Genomic DNA, 18,153 nt, shown 5'->3' with positions numbered 1-18,153 from the left:
CGTGTGCACCGGTCACTACCGCCATGAAGCAATGCCTCAGAAGTGATGCGTGATGCCAAGCGTTACGCTGGTTACGGTGCGGCCCAGCGCGCCGACGAACGTGCCGTTGTCGTAGTTGTAGGTAAGACTGGCCTGAGGTCCGTTGCGCATCAACCCGGCCCGGCCATATAGCGCTGTGCGTTTGGACAGGAAGTGGTCGATGCCCAGCGTGCTGCCGTAGCTGTAGTTGCCGTCGTGCGTCGTGCGTCGATATCCAAGCGACAGCCGTAGCAGGTTGTTGCGCCAGATTTTCTGCAGGCCCAGCAGGTACAGGTTCGAGATATCGGTACCGTCATGATTCGGCACGATGCGGATATACGCGGCCTGCCCGATAAGCGGTCCGAAGTCATACATCGCGCTGGCCAGATAAGTATCGGTACGCTCCGCCGCGGCTTGCGTGGCGTTACCCGTGCAGCTGCCCTTGACGCTGGGATCGCACCAGTTCTGGCCGAACGCCGCGGACATCGCAAACCGGCCATCGTTGTACGAGGCCATTGCCGTGCGGGCCAGTACCGCGGGCCCGACCGACTGGTCTGACTTGAACGAATAGCTCAAGTCCCCGGCAAATGGCCCGAACCGCGGCGTTGCATAGCGAATGGTCTTGTTCAGGCGAGCCAGGCCGTCGCTGCTGGCACCCATGCCCAGGTCGGACACGCCCAGCATGTACGTATAGACCGATTCATGTGCGGTACCGAGAAACGGGTCCGCATAGAGCGCAGCCACACCCAACGACGTGTACTGGCGCCCCATCATGAGCTGACCGAACTCCGGATGATGCAGGCCGATATATGACGCACGGTTGAAGAATGAACTGCTGTCCTGCACCGATCCGGTGTCCGACAGATAGCCGTTCTCCAGGCGAAAGAATGCGGTCCATCCGGCGCCAAGCGCTTCCTGTCCGTAGATGCCGAACTTCGACGTATAGGAACCTCCGCTCTGCACGCGGGCTACGCCGTCGCTCCCCGAGCGCGTGTAGTTCACGCCGACATCCACCGTGCCGTACAGTGACAGCAGCGACTGCTGCGGTGCCACGCCAATGGCCCGTGCGCCAAGGCCGGTACCCAGATACGAAATCAGTTGCTCGTACTGCGTTGGGGCGGCACTGGCCGATCCCGCCAGGCCGATTGCCAACACTGCCAGACCTGCGATGTGTTTCTTGAACATTGAGGCTCTCTAATGGATTCGTCGAATGCAAAGATGCGAAGGGATGTGGGGTCGGTAAATGGCAAAGCTGAAGCAAAAAGACAAAAGGGGGCCCGTGACACCGCAACGGGTGCCATCAATCAGGCCAGGAAAAGGGGCCGTCAGGCCGCGTGGCGTTGCTGTGCGGCGAAGCGCTGCAGCACTGCGTTGTGCAGTCGCTCGGCAGGCCCGGTCAGAACGTGATGGTTATGCCTAACCAGGCAGATGGGCTGATCAGGCAATGGCTCCGCGATATCGAGGAACACCATGCGGCGACTCAACAGCTCGCTGCGCAGCGACTCGCTCGACAGTACGAGCAATACGTCTGCTCGCCAGCAAAGCTCCAGTGCGAGATGAATCGATGCGCATTCGGTCACGCGCAGCGGCAAGTCAAGCCCACTATCCGAGAACAGCCGGCTGAATGACGACAGCCGGTCGGGCAGTGGGTCAAGCGAAATCCAGTCGGCCTGCTGAAGCACGTGCAACGAGCGGGCATGGCGCAGCGGATGCTCCGGCCGGGCGGCAATCACACTCGACAGCCGGCTGATCTCGACCGAATGAAAGAACCGGTCGGGCGAGCGCCATTGCGAGGTCACGGCCATGTCGATGGCGCCCTGCCTTAACTGCTCGACAAGCTGGTTCGGGCGCATCTCCTGCACGCGCAGCCGCACATCGGGGTAGGCGCTACGGAACTCGTTGAGCGTATCGATCATGGGATGCATCATCGCCGTCAACGGTGTGGTGCCGAGCGTTACCTCGCCACCTACATCACCTTTCATGTCGTCGAGATCGATGCGCGCATGCTGCACGCTTTCCATGATCAGCCGTGCATGAGCCAGCAGCCGGTGTCCGTATGGCGTGAGCCGCGTGCCCGTACTCGACCGCTCGAGCAGCGTGGCCCCAACGCTCGATTCCAGCTCCTGCACGGTCTTGCTCAATGCGGGCTGGGTCACGTGAAGGTGGCGGGCCGCTTCGTGAATGCTCGTACTTTCGGCAATGGCGATCAACGCGCGCAACTGGTTCAGCTTCATGTCAGTGCCCCGCCACCGCGGCCTTGCCCCGGCCGGTTTCCCGGATGCTGCATAGGGCAAAGAACGTCACTACCCCGCACGCCATCATGTAGAGCGCCGGTGTCATGGGGTTGCCGGTCTTTCCGATCAACCACGTCACTACGGCCTGCGAGGAACCACCAAATAGCGTGACGCCGATGCTGTAGATCACAGACAGGCCGCTGGCACGTACGCCGGCAGGCAGCATCTCCATCAGCAGCAACAGCATGGGTGCCGATCCGATATTGGCGAGCGCGGTCAGCACGGCGGTAATCACCAGCACCAGCGGCACACTCGGGTAGGTATTGATCAGCCAGAAGGCCGGATAGATCAGGATGGTGGTGGCTACCAGTGCCGCCAGTGCAATGGGCTTGCGTCGTACCAGCCGGTCCGCGATGCGCCCTGCCAGCAACGAGAACACGATCATCGTGGCACCTGCCACACATCCCGATAGCAGCGATAGCGACGACGGCATATGGAGCACGCGAATCATGTACGTCGGCATGTAGAACACCACCAGGTACATGGCCACGGTGCCCGCCGTAATCGACAGCACACCCTTTGCCACACTGCGACCATGCTCCCGGAACAGCGTTTTCAGCGGACTCGCCTCATGTGCCTCTTCAGGCAGCGTTTCATCGAGATTGGCGCGGATGTATAGACCCACCGGCGCAATCAGCAAGCCAATCAGGAACGGCAGGCGCCAGCCCCACGATTCCAGCGAATCCGGCGGCAGGAGTGCGTAGAGCGCCGTACCGGTAGCCGCGCCAAGCAGCGCTGCCGCACCCTGGCTAGCCGCCTGCCAGCTGATGCGATAGCCGCGCCGCTGTACGCCGCCGGCTTCCATCAGCATGGACGTCGACGCACCGATTTCCCCGCCCAGCGAGAATCCCTGAATCAGCCGCCCTCCAACGATCATGACCGGACCCAGGATGCCCGCCGTGGCGTAGGTCGGCGCGCAGGCAATGCACAGGGTGCCCACGACCATCAGGCCGATCGTCAAGGTCATGGCCGCCTTGCGGCCGTTACGATCGGCAAAGCTGCCGATCACGAATCCGCCCAGCGGGCGCATGACAAAGCCGATACCAAACGTGGCGACGGCAAGCAGCAGCGAGCCGTAAGCACTGTCGGTCGGGAAGAACAGTTTGCCGATCAGCACTGCAAAGAAGCTGTAGACCGTAAAGTCGTACATCTCCAGCGCATTGCCCACGGAACACGCGGCAATCACACGCAACTGGTTATTGGGGACGGAAGGTGCGGGCGCGAGCGTACCCGCGACGCCTAGTGTTGCGTCGTTCATGAGGGATTACCGGTAGCAGGTCTACGTATCTACGGAACGCTGAAACGTTGGAACGTTGGAACGTATCCGCCGTTTCAGCGCACTGGCCACTTCATCAAGCAAGGCGCATACCGCTGCGTCTGGGAGCCAGTATTCGCGGAAATCACGCGACTTGAAAATCGATAATTCTCATTGCGAAAACTTTTTCTTATCACGGCGCTAGGCGCGGCAGATCGGGAGTTCAGTCGCACCGTTCCGGTGCCACAAGCACCGATGCCATGCCGGCAGGAGGGGCCGACGTCCCCATGTGCGGGGTTCGCCGGCCATGTTGGGGCATTTGAAAAACAACAAAAAAAGGGGTTACGGCTTAACCGTAACCCCTTCTTCTTCACTACATAAGTTGGTGGGCCTCCCGTGAGTCGAACACGGCACCAACGGATTATGAGTCCGCTGCTCTAACCAGGCATGAGCTAGAGGCCCTTGAAAGGCGTAATGCTTAGTTGCCTTCCAGGAAGCTCTTCAGCTTGTCTGAGCGGCTCGGATGGCGCAGCTTGCGCAGTGCCTTGGCCTCGATCTGACGGATACGCTCACGCGTGACGTCGAACTGCTTGCCCACTTCTTCCAGCGTGTGGTCCGTGCTCATCTCGATGCCGAAACGCATGCGCAGTACCTTGGCTTCGCGCGGCGTCAGGCTGTCCAGCACGTCCTTCACCACATCGCGCATCGAGCCATGCAGTGCCGCTTCGGCCGGGGCCAGCGTGTTCGTATCTTCGATGAAGTCACCCAGATGCGAGTCGTCGTCGTCACCGATCGGCGTTTCCATGGAGATCGGTTCCTTCGCGATCTTCATGATCTTGCGGATCTTGTCCTCGGGCATCTCCATCTTCTCGGCCAGCGTTGCCGGATCCGGCTCGTTGCCGGTTTCCTGCAGGATCTGGCGCGAGATCCGGTTCATCTTGTTGATCGTTTCGATCATGTGAACCGGAATACGGATCGTGCGAGCCTGGTCGGCGATCGAGCGCGTAATGGCCTGGCGAATCCACCACGTGGCGTACGTGGAGAACTTGTAGCCGCGACGGTATTCGAACTTGTCCACCGCCTTCATCAGGCCGATATTGCCTTCCTGGATCAGGTCGAGGAACTGCAGGCCACGGTTCGTGTACTTCTTCGCGATCGAGATCACCAGACGCAGGTTGGCCTCGGTCATTTCACGCTTGGCTTCGCGGGCGCGCTTTTCACCTTCGGACATCTTGCGATTGACGTCCTTGAGTTCCTTCAGCGGCAGCACCACGCGCGACTGCAGGTCGATCAGCTTCTGCTGCAGTTCGTGCACGGCCGGCACGTTACGCTCGACGATGATGCTGTACGGCTTGTTGTCGGCCACGATGGTCTGGATCCAGTCCAGGTTCGTCTCGTTGCCCGGGAAGCGCGCAACGAAGTCCGAACGCGACATGCCGCACTTGTCGACCACGATATTCAGGATCGCACGTTCGAGCTTGCGCACTTCGTCCACCTGCCCACGCAGCGTGTCGCACAGGCGCTCAACGTTACGCGCGGTGAAGCGGATGCCCATCAGCTCGGCCTGGATGGCTTCCTGGGCCTTCACGTACGGCTTCGACTTGTAGCCTTCCTTTTCGAAGGAACGGCGCATCTTGTCGAACTGCTCGGCGATGATGCGGAACTTCTCCAGCGCGGCTACCTTGAGCTCTTCGAGCTGGCGAGCCGACGCGCCGGCACCGGCGGCTTCATCGTCTTCTTCATCCTCATCGCCATCCTCGTCGTCTTCCTCGGCATCTTCGTCCTCTTCATCGGACGCAGCGGCCTGGGCCGGCGAGGTGTCCTGCACCTCCTCGGCGTTCGGGTCGATCAGGCCGTCGACGAATTCGTCGATCTTGATTTCTTCGTTGGCCACGCGCTCGGCGTGGGCGAGGATCTCGGAGATCGTGACCGGGCAGGCCGAAATGGCCATGACCATGTCTTTCAGACCTGCTTCGATACGCTTGGCGATCTCGATTTCGCCTTCGCGCGTCAGCAGTTCCACGGTACCCATTTCGCGCATGTACATGCGGACCGGGTCGGTGGTACGGCCAAATTCGGAATCGACGGTGGACAGCGCGGCTTCGGCTTCTTCCTCGGCCTCTTCCTCGCTGGTGGCCGAGGGTGCGTTGTCGTTGAGCAGCAGCGTCTCGGCGTCCGGCGCCTGTTCGTAGACGGCGATGCCGATGTCGTTCAGCGTGGCGACCAGCGTGTCGATCGTTTCCGAATCGACCATGTCGTCCGGCAGGTGATCGTTGATTTCCGCATAGGTCAGGTAGCCACGCGACTTGCCCAGCTTGATCAGTGCCTTGAGCTTCTGGCGGCGAACCTCGAGTTCTTCCTCGCTACCGGCCTGGTTGGACGAGGCAAACTCCTTGAGGAGTGCCTTTTCCTTGGCCTTGCGGTCCTTGGCCTTCTGCTTTTCGGTCTTGGGCGCCGCGGCGGCGGGTGCCGCGGGCGCGTCGTTGTCGTAAAGCTCTTCAGTCACGTCTTCGATGGTGCTGTCGTCTTGCTGCGCCCCGGCCTTGGGCTTGCGGCCACGCTTCTTCGGTTCCGGCTTGACTGCCGGAACAGCGGACCGCTCAGGTGCAGCGGATGCGGGACTCGCGGCACGGGCTTTCGGCTCGGCCACAGCGGCGCCTGCCTTGGCGTCACTGCTCCGGGTGCCGGCCGTCGTTGCCGCACGCTTGCTCTCGACTTCGGTATTCTGCTGTTTCGCCACGGTGATACTCTTGCCTTTCACTGTTGCAGCGGCATCATCGATGTCGCTTGTATTGGCGCTCTTGCCGCTCTCGCGTGCCGAAGTCGAGGGCTTGGTATTTTCGGATATGCGATTCCTGGCGGAAGCGGTCCCCGCGGGCGCAGAAGCGCCACGCTCGGACTTTGCTGGCGCAGACCGGGCTGTTGTCGTCCTGACTGACGCGGTCGATGTCTTCGCCGCCGTTGTTTTCACGGACGCCTTGCCGCTCCCTGATTGGGGAGCTTTGGAGGGAGCCTTCTCGACTACCCTTTCGGTTGCTTTGGCCTTTGCCATTGGCACGCTCACTTTCGCCAGTACTGGAGAGAAAGATTTCGCAATCCAAACCGGGCATTGTAGCACGTCACCAACACCCGGCTTCCTGTCAGGTGAGGTTTTCACCTGAAAAATCAAGGCTTAAGCGGTTAGACCCCGGATATTTCCATCAGTTGGGGTTACGTGCACAACGGCTCAAGCCGAAAATTCCGATACTGCACCTGCCTGCGCGTTTTGTCGCCCGCGCTCCACTAGCCTTCCTCCGTGGCGGGCCGCCAGCCCATCTGGCGCCGACGTTGCACTTCAGCCACCAGCCAGCGCAAACGTGCCTTGGCGTCCTCATCGGCGTTTCCCGCGATGATGGCCGCCTGCAGGGTTTCGAGTTCTCTCTGCAGCGGATCGGCCAGCAACTTGTGAATGGCGCCGTCGAACTCATGCATCGCCGGCTCCTCTTCCATATCTTCCTTGAGCACGGCCGTTCGCGCACTGGCATACACGTCCGCGTAGGGAGTCTGGGCCAGTTGTTCGCTGAAAGCAGCGAAATTCGCCTGCCCCTCGATACCGTCGCAAGCCGCCACGAGGTGAGCCAACACTTCCGCCTCAGGTCGCTGTGGATCTAGCAACAGTGCGCGCGTATCGCCGTCGAGCCGGGTTGCCAGCGTGGGGTAGCTCATCAGCAACTGGATCACGCGTTGCTCCAGCCCGGTCGGTGCCTGGCGCCGGACTCGCGGGCGTGGCTGGGCAAAGCGCCCGACGCGCGACGAATCGCTGCCCAGGCCGCACACCGCCTCGATCTCGGCCGGCGTCGTACCGGTAGCATCGGCAAGTTCACGCACAATCTGTAGCCGCAGGCCACCGGCCGGCATCGACTGCAACAGCGGCTTGGCCTCGAACTGCGCTCGGGCACGTCCTTCCGGCTGACGCAGGTCCTGGTCCTCGGTCACGATCTGGAGCAGGAAGCGGGACAGCGGCATCGCGGTCTGCACCTGGCTCGCGAACGCGTCGGTGCCCTCTTGCCGCACATAGCTGTCAGGATCGTGTTCGGAAGGCAGGAACAGGAAACGGATGGTCTTGTTGTCCGCCACATGAGGCAGGCAGGCCTCCAGCGCACGGCGCGCTGCGCGCCGGCCAGCGGCATCACCATCGAACGAAAACACCACTGCGTCCGTCTGGCGCAGCAACTTCTGAACGTGCACGGCCGTGCACGCGGTGCCCAGCGTGGCCACCGCATTGGCAAACCCGAGCTGCGCCAGCGCCACGACGTCCATATAGCCTTCCACCACCAGAACGTAGCCGTTTTCGCGGATGGCGTGGCGCGCCTCGAACAGGCCGTAAAGCTCGGTTCCCTTACTGAACAGCGGTGTTTCGGGGGAGTTAAGGTATTTTGGCTCACCTTGCCCCATGACCCGCCCACCAAAACCAATCACATTACCTTTGGTATTGCGGATCGGGAACATGATGCGATCGCGAAAGCGGTCGTAACGGCGCGGCTTGCCATCAGCGTCGCGTTTGTCCTGCGACTCGATCAGCAGTCCGTTCTCGACCAGCGGCGCGGCAATGGCGTCATCGCGATAGCTGCCGAATACCGGTTCCAGCCCCTGCCAGTCGTCCGGCGCATAGCCAAGTCCGAAATGGGCTGCAATCTCGCCGGTCAGGCCGCGCCCCTTCAGGTACTGGATTGCCTGAGGTGCTCCGCGCAACTGTTTCTTGTAGAAGTCGGTAGCCCGTGTCATCGCATCGCTCAAGGCCACGGATTTGGCCTGCTGCTCAGCGCGCTGGGCAGGTGGCAGGCTGTTGCGCTCCTCGGGGACCGACAACCCCACCGATTGCGCCAGTTCACGCACCGCATCCGGGTAGGACTGCCCGGAATACTCCATCAGGAAGCCAATCGCCGAGCCATGGGCCCCGCAACCGAAGCAGTGATAGAACTGCTTGGTCGGCGATACCGTGAAAGACGGCGACTTCTCGTTGTGAAACGGGCACAGCCCCATGAAATTGGCGCCACCCTTCTTCAACTGCACGTACTTACCCACCACGTCGACAATATCTACGCGGTTGAGAAGATCCTGAATGAAGGATTGCGGAATCACCCGACTGACCGTCCTGATGCCAAGGCCTGCCGGACCAGCCGGCGGCCACTTTTCTGGATTGCGTGACCGGAACGACGCCCGGCGACTATCGATTCATTGTAGTGCAGCCGCAACGCGACGCCGGCTTTGCCGACATTGGCCGCCAAGTCCCCGTCAACCCGGCAGCAACCGCTCGCATTACGATTGATAATCGTGCTTATATCTGACGTTACTGTCAATCACTTTGGCGCCAGGGCAGCCTTGACCAGGCCCGACACGGCCGTCATGTCGGCCCGGCCCGCCAGGCGCGCCTTGACCAGACCCATGACCTTGCCCATGTCTTGCGGGCCGGTGGCGCCCGCTTCGGTCACCGCCTTCTGCACTTCGGCCGCCACTTCGGCGTCGGACAGCTGGGCGGGCATATAACCGACCAGCACATCCACTTCGGCCTTTTCCTAGGCGACGAGATCGTCACGGCCGGCCTGCTCGAACTGGCTGATCGAGTCCTTGCGCTGCTTGATCATCTTGTCCACCACGGCGGTCACGGCGGCTTCATCGAGTTCCACGCGGTCATCCACCTCGCGCTGCTTGATGGCGGCCAGCAGCAGGCGGATGGTGCCAAGACGTTCGGCTTCACGGGCGCGCATGGCGGCCTTCATATCGTCAGTGATGCGGGCTTTGAGGGACATGGCAATCTTCCAAAATAGGGGTCAACTCGGACCATAACGCAAAAACCCGCCGGAGCCATGCTCACAGCGGGTTTCGTGCCGGCGCGAAGCTGCGATCAGTACAACTTCTTCGGCAGCAACTGGCTGCGCAGGCGCTTGAAGGTGCGCTTGACGGCAGCGTCACGCTTTCGCTTGCGTTCGGCAGTCGGTTTCTCGTAAAACTCGCGCGCCCGCAACTCAGGAATCAGTCCATTCTTCTCGATGGTGCGCTTGAAGCGGCGCATGGCGACTTCGAACGGTTCATTTTCTTTCAGGCGAATCGTGGTCATTTGGCCGAAAAGGAAAGAGAGAGCGAGAGAGGGGTCACGTGCCAGCGCTGCGCCAGCCGTTACGAGAGCGCCGATTGTAGCCCAAGGCCTGTCACGCTGCACATGACCGACACACACTGACACAACGCGTGCCGCCTACGCAACAGCGCCTGCCCCACGTGCGGCTTCCGCTACTGCCTCTCCTGCCGCCACGGCCGATGCCCAGGCCCACTGGAAGTTGTATCCGCCGAGCCAGCCGGTCACGTCGACCACTTCGCCAATGAAATACAGGCCGTCCACCTCGCGCGCCATCATGGTGCTCGAAGACAAGCCGCGGGTATCGACGCCACCGAGCGTCACCTCGGCCTTCTTGTAGCCTTCGGTGCCGGACGGCACCAGACGCCAGCGGTTCAGCGTCTCGCCAAGCTGGCGCAGTGCCTTGTCCGGCATATCGGCAACCGACTGCGTGCCGGTCAGCCCGACAGCCGCGCACCAGGCATCGGCCAACCGCGCCGGCAGCCGTTCACCGAGCAGGTTGTTCAGATGCTTGCGGCTGCCCTTCTTGTGGCCAATCAGCCAGTCTGCCGCGTCAACGCCGTCGAACAGGTCGATCTCGATTGGCGTGCCCGGACGCCAAAAGCTGGAAATCTGCAGCACGGCCGGACCCGACAGGCCCCGATGCGTCCAGAGCAGGTCTTCCTTGAAACCGCCGGCCGTCTTGCCACTGCCCGTGGCGATATCGACTTCCATCGACACCCCCGCCAGCGGCACGAACGGCTGCCAGCCCTGGCCATCGAAGGTCAGCGGCACCAGAGCCGGGCGTGTTTCCACGGTCTTGAGGCCGAACTGGCGCGCGATGCGATAGCCAAAATCGGTGGCGCCGATCTTCGGGATCGACAGCCCTCCCGTAGCCACCACCACCGCGCCGGCTCGCACCGTGCCCTGCTTGGTCAGCAACAGGAAATCATCGCCTTCCTTGCGGATTTCGTCGATGGTGCAACCGGCCTGCCAGTGCACGCCACCGGCGTCGCATTCAGCGCGCAGCAGGTTGATGACGTCCTCGGCGCTGTCGTTGCAAAACAACTGGCCACGATGCTTTTCGTGCCAGCCAATGTCGTAGCGGCGCAGCAGGCCCAGGAAGTCCTGCGGCGTATAGCGGGCCAGCGCCGACCGGCAGAAATGCGGATTCGACGACAGGTAGTTGGCCGGGCCGGCCTGCAGGTTCGTGAAATTGCAGCGCCCGCCGCCCGAGATACGGATTTTCTCGGCCAGCCGCGTGGCATGGTCGATCAGGACCACGCGCGCGCCGCGCTGCCCGGCCACGGCGGCGCACATCATGCCGGCTGCCCCCGCACCCAGCACCGCCACATCGAAGCGATCCTTCCTGCCTTGTGTCATGTTGCCCCTGTTCAAGAAGCCGCGATTGTAGCGAATGACGGCGATCCAAGCGCGTCACCTGCGGGTGTGCTACCCTGCTGGCCTTCCGTTTTTGCCGGCACGATCGCTGCAGTTGCAGTCCGAAACACGCCGGCGGCATCATAGTCTCCATGCTTGTCCTCGGTATCGAATCCTCCTGCGACGAAACCGGGCTGGCCCTCTACGACACCGGGGCCGGCCTGCTTGCTCACGCGCTGCATTCGCAGATTGCCATGCACCGCGAATACGGCGGCGTAGTCCCCGAACTGGCGTCGCGCGACCATATCCGGCGCGTGCTGCCGCTGCTGCAGCAGGTTCTGGACGACGCAGGCCGTACGCGCGCGGACATCGACGCCATTGCCTATACACAAGGTCCCGGCCTGGCTGGCGCGCTGCTGGTAGGCGCCTCGGTGGCCAACGCACTGGGTTTTGCGCTGGGTACGCCGATGGTCGGCGTACATCATCTGGAAGGCCATCTGCTGTCGCCGCTGCTGACCGATGCCCCGCCACCGTTCCCGTTCGTAGCGCTACTGGTATCGGGCGGCCATACGCAATTGATGGAAGTGAAAGGCATCGGCGACTACACGCTGCTGGGCGAAACGCTCGACGATGCCGCGGGCGAGGCCTTCGACAAGACGGCCAAACTGCTTGGCCTTGGTTACCCGGGCGGGCCCGAAGTCTCGCGGCTGGCCGAATTCGGCAACCCGGGCGCTTTCGAACTGCCGCGCCCGATGCTCCATTCCGGCAATCTCGACTTTTCGTTCGCGGGTCTCAAGACCGCCGTGCTGACGCAGACGCGCAAGCTCGGCAACGCCTGCGAACAGGATCGCGCCAATCTGGCACGGTCGTTTGTTGATGCCATCGTCGATGTGCTGGCTGCCAAGTCATTCAATGCGCTGAAGCAGACCGGACATAAGAGACTGGTCGTGGCCGGCGGCGTCGGTGCCAACCGGCAACTGCGCGAGCGACTCAACGAGATGGGCAAGCGCCGCAAGGTGGACGTCTACTATCCCGACCTGGCCTTCTGCACCGACAACGGCGCGATGATCGCGTTTGCCGGCGCCATGCGCCTGCAGGCCGCGCCGCAACTGGCGCGCCATGACTATGACTATGGCGTGACGCCACGCTGGGATTTGGCGGATATCCGCCTGCCCGGCTGATTCTCCCCTCGGTGTTCTCCCCTCTCCCGCTATGCGGGAGAGGGGAGCAGAAACCCGCAGGCTTCAAGCCAGTCGCTTGTCGTGCTCGATCACTGCGTAGGCGCTGTGATTGTGGATCGATTCAAAGTTCTCGGCTTCCAGCGTGTACGCCACGATGTGGTCGTCGGCGTTGAGGCGCATCGCGATGTCGCGCACGAGGTCTTCGACAAACTTCGGATTTTCGTACGCACGCTCGGTCACGAACTTCTCGTCGGGCCGCTTGAGCAGGCCCCACAGTTCGCATGACGCCTCTTCCTCTGCCATGCGCACGAGCGTTTCCACGCTCAGGTCGCCGGCCAGTTCCACCTTCATCGTGATATGCGAGCGCTGGTTATGCGCGCCGTACTGCGAAATCTTCTTCGAGCACGGGCACAGGCTGGTCACGGGCACCAGTGCCGTCATGAACAGGCGCGTGCGGCCATCGCGTTTCTCGCCAGCCAGCGTTACCTCGTAGTCCAGCAACGATTGCACATTCGACACCGGTGCCGTCTTGGAGATGAAGTACGGGAACGTGACTTCGATGCGGCCGGCATCGGCTTCCAGACGCACGAGCATGTCGTCGAGCAGCGCGCGGAATGCGGCCAGGTCCAACGGTGCGCGGTTGTCTTCGAGCAGCGCCACGAAGCGCGACATATGCGTGCCCTTCTGGTCGGCAGGCAAGCGTACATCGAGATCGAACGTGCCAACGGTGGCCACGTCGCCGGTCGGCGTCTTCAGCGTCAACGGATATCGCACGCCTTTTACGCCTACGCGCTGGATCACGATCTGGCGGGTATCGACGCTCGATTGCACGTCGGGCATCACGAAGCCGGGGTTGATGTCATTCATCTACGGTTTCCTCCAGGACGCCGCCACAGCGATGACGGCCGTCCTTACGGTCGCGGCGTTTTCGCAGGATTTCTCCACGCCGCGCAACGAGTGTGAAACGACGGGTCCAGGCGGAAGTAAAACCAAGGGGGCGCCGGCCCGCAGCTGCGAACACAAAATGGGAAAGGGCGATTCTACGCAATATTGCAAAGAGCTGCTGCAGGCATGCACGAATCCGCGTATTTCTTGCGGATGATGGCCAGCCAATGCAGCTTCCTGCCATTTGCCGACGCCAAAAAGAAAACCGGCGCGGGAAATCCGCGCCGGTTTTCGATACCGCTTGAACAAGCTGCCGAGCGTCAGGCCACTCGCGTTGCCACCTGCACCGGTTGCCCGGCCAACTGGAAGCGCTCGCGCACCGAGCGTTCGATACCAGCTGCATCGAGGCCGCACAGCGACAGCAGGTAAGCCGGATCGCCGTGATCGATGAACTTGTCCGGCAGGCCCAGCACCAGCGTCTGGATCTCGATGCCGGCTTCGGCCAGTGCTTCGAGCACGGCGCTACCGGCACCACCCATCGTTGCGCCCTCTTCCACCGTCACCAGGTAGTCGTGGTTCGCAGCCAGCTGCTTGACCAGCTCCACATCGAGCGGCTTGACGAAGCGCATGTTCGCTACCGTGGCATCGAGCTGCTCCGCTGCGCTCAGCGCCGGATGCAACATCGAACCGAACGCCAGGATCGCCACGCGCTGGCCAGCACGGGCATGGCCTTCGCGGCGGATTTCGCCCTTGCCCACCGGCAGCGCAGTCAGCTCGGCCTGTGTGGCCACGCCAACGCCGGCACCGCGCGGATACCGCACGGCGGTCGGGCAATCCTGCTGGTATGCGGTGGTCAGCAGTTGACGGCATTCCTGCTCGTCGGACGGCGTCATCACCATCATGTTCGGAATGCAGCGCAGGAACGGAATGTCGTAGGCGCCGGCATGGGTCGCGCCATCGGCGCCAACCAGGCCTGCGCGATCCAGCGCGAAGACCACTGGCAGGTTCTGCAACGCCACGTCGTGAATCAACTGGTCGTAGCCGCGCTGCAGGAAGGTCGAGTAGATGGCCACCACGGGCTTCAGGCCCTCGCAGGCCAGGCCGCCCGCAAACGTCACCGCGTGCTGCTCGGCAATGCCCACGTCGTAATAGCGGTCCGGGAAACGCTTCTCGAACTCCACCATGCCCGAGCCTTCACGCATGGCCGGCGTTACGCCGATCAGACGCTTGTCGGCGGCCGCCATGTCGCACAGCCATTCGCCAAACACCTGCGTGTAGGTCTTGCGCGACGGCTTGGCCGACGGACGGATGCCTTCGGCCGGATTGAACTTGCCCGGACCGTGATACAGGATCGGGTCGGCCTCGGCCAGCTTGTAGCCCTGGCCCTTCTTGGTCACCACGTGCAGGAACTGCGGGCCGTGGCCTTCCAGCGCGCGCTGGCGGATGTTCTGCAGGGTCGGCACCAGCGATTCGAGGTCATGACCATCGATCGGGCCGATATAGTCAAAGCCGAATTCCTCGAACAGCGTGGCCGGCACCACCATGCCCTTGGCATGTTCCTCGAGGCGCTTGGCAAATTCGAGCACCGGCGGGGCCACCGACAGCACCTTCTCGATACCCTTCTTGGTGGCCGCATAGAACTGGCCCGACATCAGGCGCGCCAGATGCTTGTTCAGCATGCCCACCGGCGGAGAGATCGACATGTCGTTGTCGTTCAGCACCACCAGCAGCGGCAGGTCCTTGTAGACGCCGGCGTTGTTCATGGCCTCGAAGGCCATGCCGGCAGTCATCGCGCCATCGCCGATCACGGCGATGCCAACGCGCTTGTGACCTTGCGTGCGGGCGCCCAGCGCCATGCCCAGTGCAGCCGAGATCGAGGTCGACGAGTGGGCGGTGCCGAAGGTGTCGTATTCGCTTTCGGCGCGACGCGGGAAGCCGGAGATACCACCGAACTGGCGCAGCGTCGACATGCGGTCGCGGCGGCCGGTCAGGATCTTGTGGGGGTAGCTCTGGTGACCCACGTCCCAGACCACGCGGTCACTGGGCGTGTCGAAGACATAGTGCAGCGCGATGGTCAGTTCCACCGTGCCAAGATTGGACGACAGGTGGCCGCCAGTCTGCGAGACCGATTCGAGCACGTAGGCGCGGAGTTCCTCGGCCAGCTTGTCGAGTTGGCGCCGGTCCAGCTTGCGCAGGTCCGCGGGGTCGTCGATATTGTTGAGCAGCGTGTAGGTCATGGGTGGTCCGTTCGGCCGCCGGATTCTGTGTGTCCGGCTTGTCAGTTCAGTTTGAGCGCAGCACGATCAGGTCGGCCAGTTCGGCCAGCCGGCCGGCGCGTGCGCCAAATCCCGCCAACGCCTCGTGGGCATCGGTGCGTAGCTGGGAGGCCAGCTCGCGTGCGGCATCCAGACCAAGCAGCGACACATAGGTCGGCTTGTCGTTGGCGGCGTCCTTGCCGGCAGTCTTGCCCAGGGTCGCCGTATCCGCGGTGACGTCGAGAATATCGTCAACCACCTGGAACGCCAATCCCACGGCCGCCGCATATTGATCAAGCGCCGCCAGACCGGCCGGATCGATGTTTCCGCACAACGCTCCCATGCGCACGCTGGCGCGCAACAGGGCACCGGTCTTCATGCGATGCATGCCTTCCAGCGCGTCGCGCGTCATGGCCAGGCCCACATTCTGCAGGTCGATTGCCTGTCCGCCGCACATGCCGACCGAGCCCGATGCCAGCGCCAGCTCGGCTACCAGCTTCAGGCGCGCTTCGGGCGCCAGCGCCGGCGTCTGAGCCAGCACGATGAACGCCTGGGTCTGCAGCGCATCGCCCACCAGCAGCGCCGTGGCTTCGTCGTAGGCCTTGTGGACCGTGGGACGGCCGCGCCGCAGGTCGTCGTCGTCCATGCAAGGCATGTCGTCGTGGACCAGCGAGTAGGCGTGAATCATCTCGACCGCACAGGCCGCGGCATCACAGGCCTCGGGTGTCGCACCCGCTACCTCGCCCGCGGCGTGGACCAGCAACGGGCGCACCCGCTTGCCACCGCCGAGGACAGCATAGCGCATGGCTTCATGCAAGGTGTGTGGAATTGTGTCCGTGGACGGTAGTGCCGCGTCCAGGGCGGCCTCGGTCCGGGCGCCCTGCGCCCGCATCCAGGTAGCGAAATCGCTCATTCGAAATCTGCGCTGTTGCTGTTGTTATCGGTCCGTGACTCGCCTGCCAGGGGCTTGAGCGCGTCACCTTCCAGTACCTTGACCTGCTGCGCCACCCGCTCCAGGCTCTGCTGGCAATAGCGCACCAGCTCGGCGCCACGACGGTAGGCGGTCAATGACGCCTCGAGCGGCAATTCACCGCTTTCCATGCTCGCCACCAGCGTCTCCAGCTCGGCCATTGCGGCCTCATAGGAAACCGGCGGCACGCTGGCGGCCGGCGTATCTTCTGGCTGGACCGAGGCGGTCGACGTCTTTGGCATGGCAGGCCTTGTTCAGGGGAATTCGCGATTTTACGCCAAACCGGGACTTGGCCGCTGAACAGTCTTATCAATGCAGTGAACACCACGGGTGCGCACGCGCCCCCTGGCATGGAGTTTTTACACAGAAGTGACGTGTGCGCCCGGGTCGTCTTTCTGAATGCGCTTCAAAGGGCACCTCCATGACGACCCGGGTCGACTTTTTCGCTAAAAAGGCAAAATAATCAGTCCCTTAACTTTTTGGCTCGGGTACAATCCCCGGCTCGTCAGCGAGTTCTGACCCGTTGCGTTTTCCACGCACTTCCCCTGGTCCTGGCACCCGGGGAACCGGGCCCGAATCTGCTCGTCTGACACGGTTTCCCAAATCGATTCATATTTCGATGGTTGGGTTGTTCACTGCTTTCGCCTGTCATAGGGAGTGGGGATAATGTCCAATCTCAGCACCGCGCTCAAGCTGGCGCCGGCTGATTCGCAGTTGCCCGTGGATGTCTATTTTGACGAGGCACTGCATCAACAAGAACTGGAACTGCTGTTCAGGAAGGGCCCCGGCTACGTCGGCCATACGCTGATGGTGCCGGAAAACGGTGACTTCCAGACCCTGGCCGCCGAGGACGAAGGCCGCATGCTGGTGCGCAACTCCGGCGGCATCGAACTGCTGTCGAACGTTTGCCGCCACCGTCAGGCCATCATGATGAATGGCCGCGGCAATGCGAAGAACATCGTTTGCCCGCTGCACCGCTGGACTTACGACCTCAAGGGTGAACTGCTTGGCGCCCCGCATTTCGCGGAGCAGCCATGCGTGCACCTGAACCGTTCGCCGCTGCAGAACTGGAACGGCATGCTGTTCGAAGGCGAGCGCGATGTGCGCGCCGACCTCGCGCGCATGGGCGTGGCCGAGGACCTGAACTTCGACGGCTACATGCTCGACCATGTGGAAGTCCACGAGTGCGACTACAACTGGAAGACCTTTATCGAGGTCTACCTCGAGGACTACCACGTCGTGCCGTTCCACCCGGGACTCGGCAGTTTCGTGTCGTGCGACGACCTCAAGTGGGAGTTCGGCGAGTGGCACAGCGTGCAGACCGTGGGCCTGCATGCCGGTCTCAAGCGACCCGGCAGCACCACGTACCAGAAGTGGCATGACGCGGTGTTGCAGTTCAACAACGGCAAGCTGCCGAAGCACGGCGCGATCTGGCTGACGTACTACCCCAACATCATGGTGGAGTGGTACCCGAACGTGCTGTGCATCTCGACGCTGCACCCGGTGGGTCCGCGCAAGACGCGTAACGTCGTCGAGTTCTACTACCCCGAGGAAATCGTGCTGTTCGAGCGCGAATTCGTCGAGGCCGAGCGCGCCGCCTATATGGAGACGTGCGTCGAGGACGACGAGATTGCCGAGCGCATGGATGCGGGCCGCCTGGCGCTGATGAAGCGCGGTATCAGCGAAACCGGTCCCTACCAGTCGCCGATGGAAGACGGCATGCAGCACTTCCATGAGTGGTACCGGCGCGCGATGGGCTACAACAAGCGCTGAACGTTCGCAACGGCGCGCGCTGATCGTGCGCTGATTTGTGGACAACTTGAA

14 protein-coding genes, 1 tRNA gene and 1 pseudogene are annotated in these 18,153 nt (G+C 62.5%); 3 read left to right on the top strand and 13 right to left on the bottom strand.

What is annotated here, in order from left to right:
* Positions 1–36: 36 nt before the first annotated feature.
* The 5 genes from ACO550_RS21920 to rpoD all read right to left on the bottom strand — a co-directional run bounded on the left by ACO550_RS21920 (position 37) and on the right by rpoD (position 6,328).
* Positions 37–1,203 (bottom strand): porin, encoded by a 1,167-nt coding sequence (locus tag ACO550_RS21920; RefSeq protein ID WP_315594787.1) that lies wholly within the window; start codon positions 1,201–1,203, stop codon positions 37–39.
* A gap of 140 nt (positions 1,204–1,343) precedes the next feature.
* Positions 1,344–2,252 (bottom strand): LysR family transcriptional regulator, encoded by a 909-nt coding sequence (locus tag ACO550_RS21915; protein ID WP_315594788.1) that lies wholly within the window; start codon positions 2,250–2,252, stop codon positions 1,344–1,346.
* A 1-nt stretch (position 2,253) separates the two neighbouring features.
* On the bottom strand, positions 2,254–3,570 hold the full coding sequence (locus tag ACO550_RS21910) for an MFS transporter (protein ID WP_315594789.1): 1,317 nt from the start codon (positions 3,568–3,570) through the stop codon (positions 2,254–2,256).
* A gap of 380 nt (positions 3,571–3,950) precedes the next feature.
* Positions 3,951–4,029, bottom strand: a tRNA-Ile gene (locus ACO550_RS21905).
* A 16-nt stretch (positions 4,030–4,045) separates the two neighbouring features.
* Entirely contained in the window at positions 4,046–6,328 is a 2,283-nt protein-coding gene (gene rpoD, locus ACO550_RS21900; RefSeq protein WP_315594790.1) for an RNA polymerase sigma factor RpoD, read from the bottom strand.
* Positions 6,329–6,347: 19 nt separating this feature from the next.
* Between rpoD and ACO550_RS21895 the strand changes: the two genes are divergently transcribed.
* The gene (locus tag ACO550_RS21895; protein ID WP_315594791.1) at positions 6,348–6,728 is read left to right on the top strand and encodes a hypothetical protein; all 381 of its coding nucleotides are present in this window, start codon (positions 6,348–6,350) and stop codon (positions 6,726–6,728) included.
* 121 nt (positions 6,729–6,849) lie between these two features.
* On the opposite strand, the gene dnaG is transcribed toward ACO550_RS21895, so the two are convergent.
* From dnaG to ACO550_RS21875, 4 genes and pseudogenes are all read right to left on the bottom strand, one after another.
* Entirely contained in the window at positions 6,850–8,688 is a 1,839-nt protein-coding gene (gene dnaG / locus ACO550_RS21890) for a DNA primase (protein WP_315594792.1), read from the bottom strand.
* Between the two features lie 218 nt (positions 8,689–8,906).
* Positions 8,907–9,356, bottom strand: a pseudogene (locus tag ACO550_RS21885) (GatB/YqeY domain-containing protein).
* Between the two features lie 95 nt (positions 9,357–9,451).
* Positions 9,452–9,664, bottom strand: coding sequence for a 30S ribosomal protein S21 (rpsU, locus tag ACO550_RS21880; RefSeq protein ID WP_315594793.1), 213 nt, complete (start codon positions 9,662–9,664; stop codon positions 9,452–9,454).
* 135 nt (positions 9,665–9,799) lie between these two features.
* Positions 9,800–11,041, bottom strand: a complete 1,242-nt coding sequence (locus ACO550_RS21875; protein WP_315594794.1) for an aminoacetone oxidase family FAD-binding enzyme — start codon at positions 11,039–11,041, stop codon at positions 9,800–9,802.
* 149 nt (positions 11,042–11,190) lie between these two features.
* Between ACO550_RS21875 and tsaD the strand changes: the two genes are divergently transcribed.
* The gene (tsaD, locus tag ACO550_RS21870) at positions 11,191–12,219 is read left to right on the top strand and encodes a tRNA (adenosine(37)-N6)-threonylcarbamoyltransferase complex transferase subunit TsaD (protein ID WP_315594795.1); all 1,029 of its coding nucleotides are present in this window, start codon (positions 11,191–11,193) and stop codon (positions 12,217–12,219) included.
* 63 nt (positions 12,220–12,282) lie between these two features.
* On the opposite strand, the gene folE2 is transcribed toward tsaD, so the two are convergent.
* The 4 genes from folE2 to ACO550_RS21850 all read right to left on the bottom strand — a co-directional run bounded on the left by folE2 (position 12,283) and on the right by ACO550_RS21850 (position 16,571).
* Entirely contained in the window at positions 12,283–13,086 is an 804-nt protein-coding gene (folE2, locus tag ACO550_RS21865; RefSeq protein WP_315594796.1) for a GTP cyclohydrolase FolE2, read from the bottom strand.
* Between the two features lie 338 nt (positions 13,087–13,424).
* Positions 13,425–15,341 carry a 1-deoxy-D-xylulose-5-phosphate synthase gene (gene dxs, locus ACO550_RS21860; RefSeq protein WP_315594797.1) on the bottom strand — a complete coding sequence of 639 codons (1,917 nt, stop codon included), beginning with the start codon at positions 15,339–15,341 and terminating at the stop codon, positions 13,425–13,427.
* 46 nt (positions 15,342–15,387) lie between these two features.
* Positions 15,388–16,272, bottom strand: a complete 885-nt coding sequence (locus ACO550_RS21855) for a farnesyl diphosphate synthase (protein ID WP_315594798.1) — start codon at positions 16,270–16,272, stop codon at positions 15,388–15,390.
* On the bottom strand, positions 16,269–16,571 hold the full coding sequence (locus ACO550_RS21850; RefSeq protein WP_315594799.1) for an exodeoxyribonuclease VII small subunit: 303 nt from the start codon (positions 16,569–16,571) through the stop codon (positions 16,269–16,271). Before ACO550_RS21850 ends, ACO550_RS21855 begins: the two co-directional genes overlap by 4 nt.
* A 424-nt stretch (positions 16,572–16,995) precedes the next feature.
* Here ACO550_RS21850 and ACO550_RS21845 point away from each other — a divergent pair, with 424 nt between their 5' ends.
* Complete coding sequence (locus ACO550_RS21845) at positions 16,996–18,102, top strand: aromatic ring-hydroxylating dioxygenase subunit alpha (protein WP_315594800.1); 1,107 nt, start codon at positions 16,996–16,998, stop codon at positions 18,100–18,102.
* Positions 18,103–18,153: the final 51 nt, after the last annotated feature.

The sequence above is a fragment of the Cupriavidus sp. genome (assembly GCF_057315035.1).
This window is presented reverse-complemented; position numbering and strand designations above follow the sequence as displayed.

Bases quoted from the DNA above. Each gene is read 5' to 3' on its own strand.
- ACO550_RS21920 (WP_315594787.1), bottom strand. From the start codon at position 1,203: ATGTTCAAGAAACACATCGCAGGTCTGGCAGTGTTGGCAATCGGCCTG.
- ACO550_RS21915 (WP_315594788.1), bottom strand. From the start codon at position 2,252: ATGAAGCTGAACCAGTTGCGCGCGTTGATCGCCATTGCCGAAAGTACG.
- ACO550_RS21910 (WP_315594789.1), bottom strand. From the start codon at position 3,570: ATGAACGACGCAACACTAGGCGTCGCGGGTACGCTCGCGCCCGCACCT.
- ACO550_RS21895 (WP_315594791.1), top strand. From the start codon at position 6,348: ATGTCGCTTGTATTGGCGCTCTTGCCGCTCTCGCGTGCCGAAGTCGAG.
- rpsU (WP_315594793.1), bottom strand. From the start codon at position 9,664: ATGACCACGATTCGCCTGAAAGAAAATGAACCGTTCGAAGTCGCCATG.
- ACO550_RS21875 (WP_315594794.1), bottom strand. From the start codon at position 11,041: ATGACACAAGGCAGGAAGGATCGCTTCGATGTGGCGGTGCTGGGTGCG.
- tsaD (WP_315594795.1), top strand. From the start codon at position 11,191: ATGCTTGTCCTCGGTATCGAATCCTCCTGCGACGAAACCGGGCTGGCC.
- folE2 (WP_315594796.1), bottom strand. From the start codon at position 13,086: ATGAATGACATCAACCCCGGCTTCGTGATGCCCGACGTGCAATCGAGC.
- dxs (WP_315594797.1), bottom strand. From the start codon at position 15,341: ATGACCTACACGCTGCTCAACAATATCGACGACCCCGCGGACCTGCGC.
- ACO550_RS21855 (WP_315594798.1), bottom strand. From the start codon at position 16,272: ATGAGCGATTTCGCTACCTGGATGCGGGCGCAGGGCGCCCGGACCGAG.
- ACO550_RS21850 (WP_315594799.1), bottom strand. From the start codon at position 16,571: ATGCCAAAGACGTCGACCGCCTCGGTCCAGCCAGAAGATACGCCGGCC.
- ACO550_RS21845 (WP_315594800.1), top strand. From the start codon at position 16,996: ATGTCCAATCTCAGCACCGCGCTCAAGCTGGCGCCGGCTGATTCGCAG.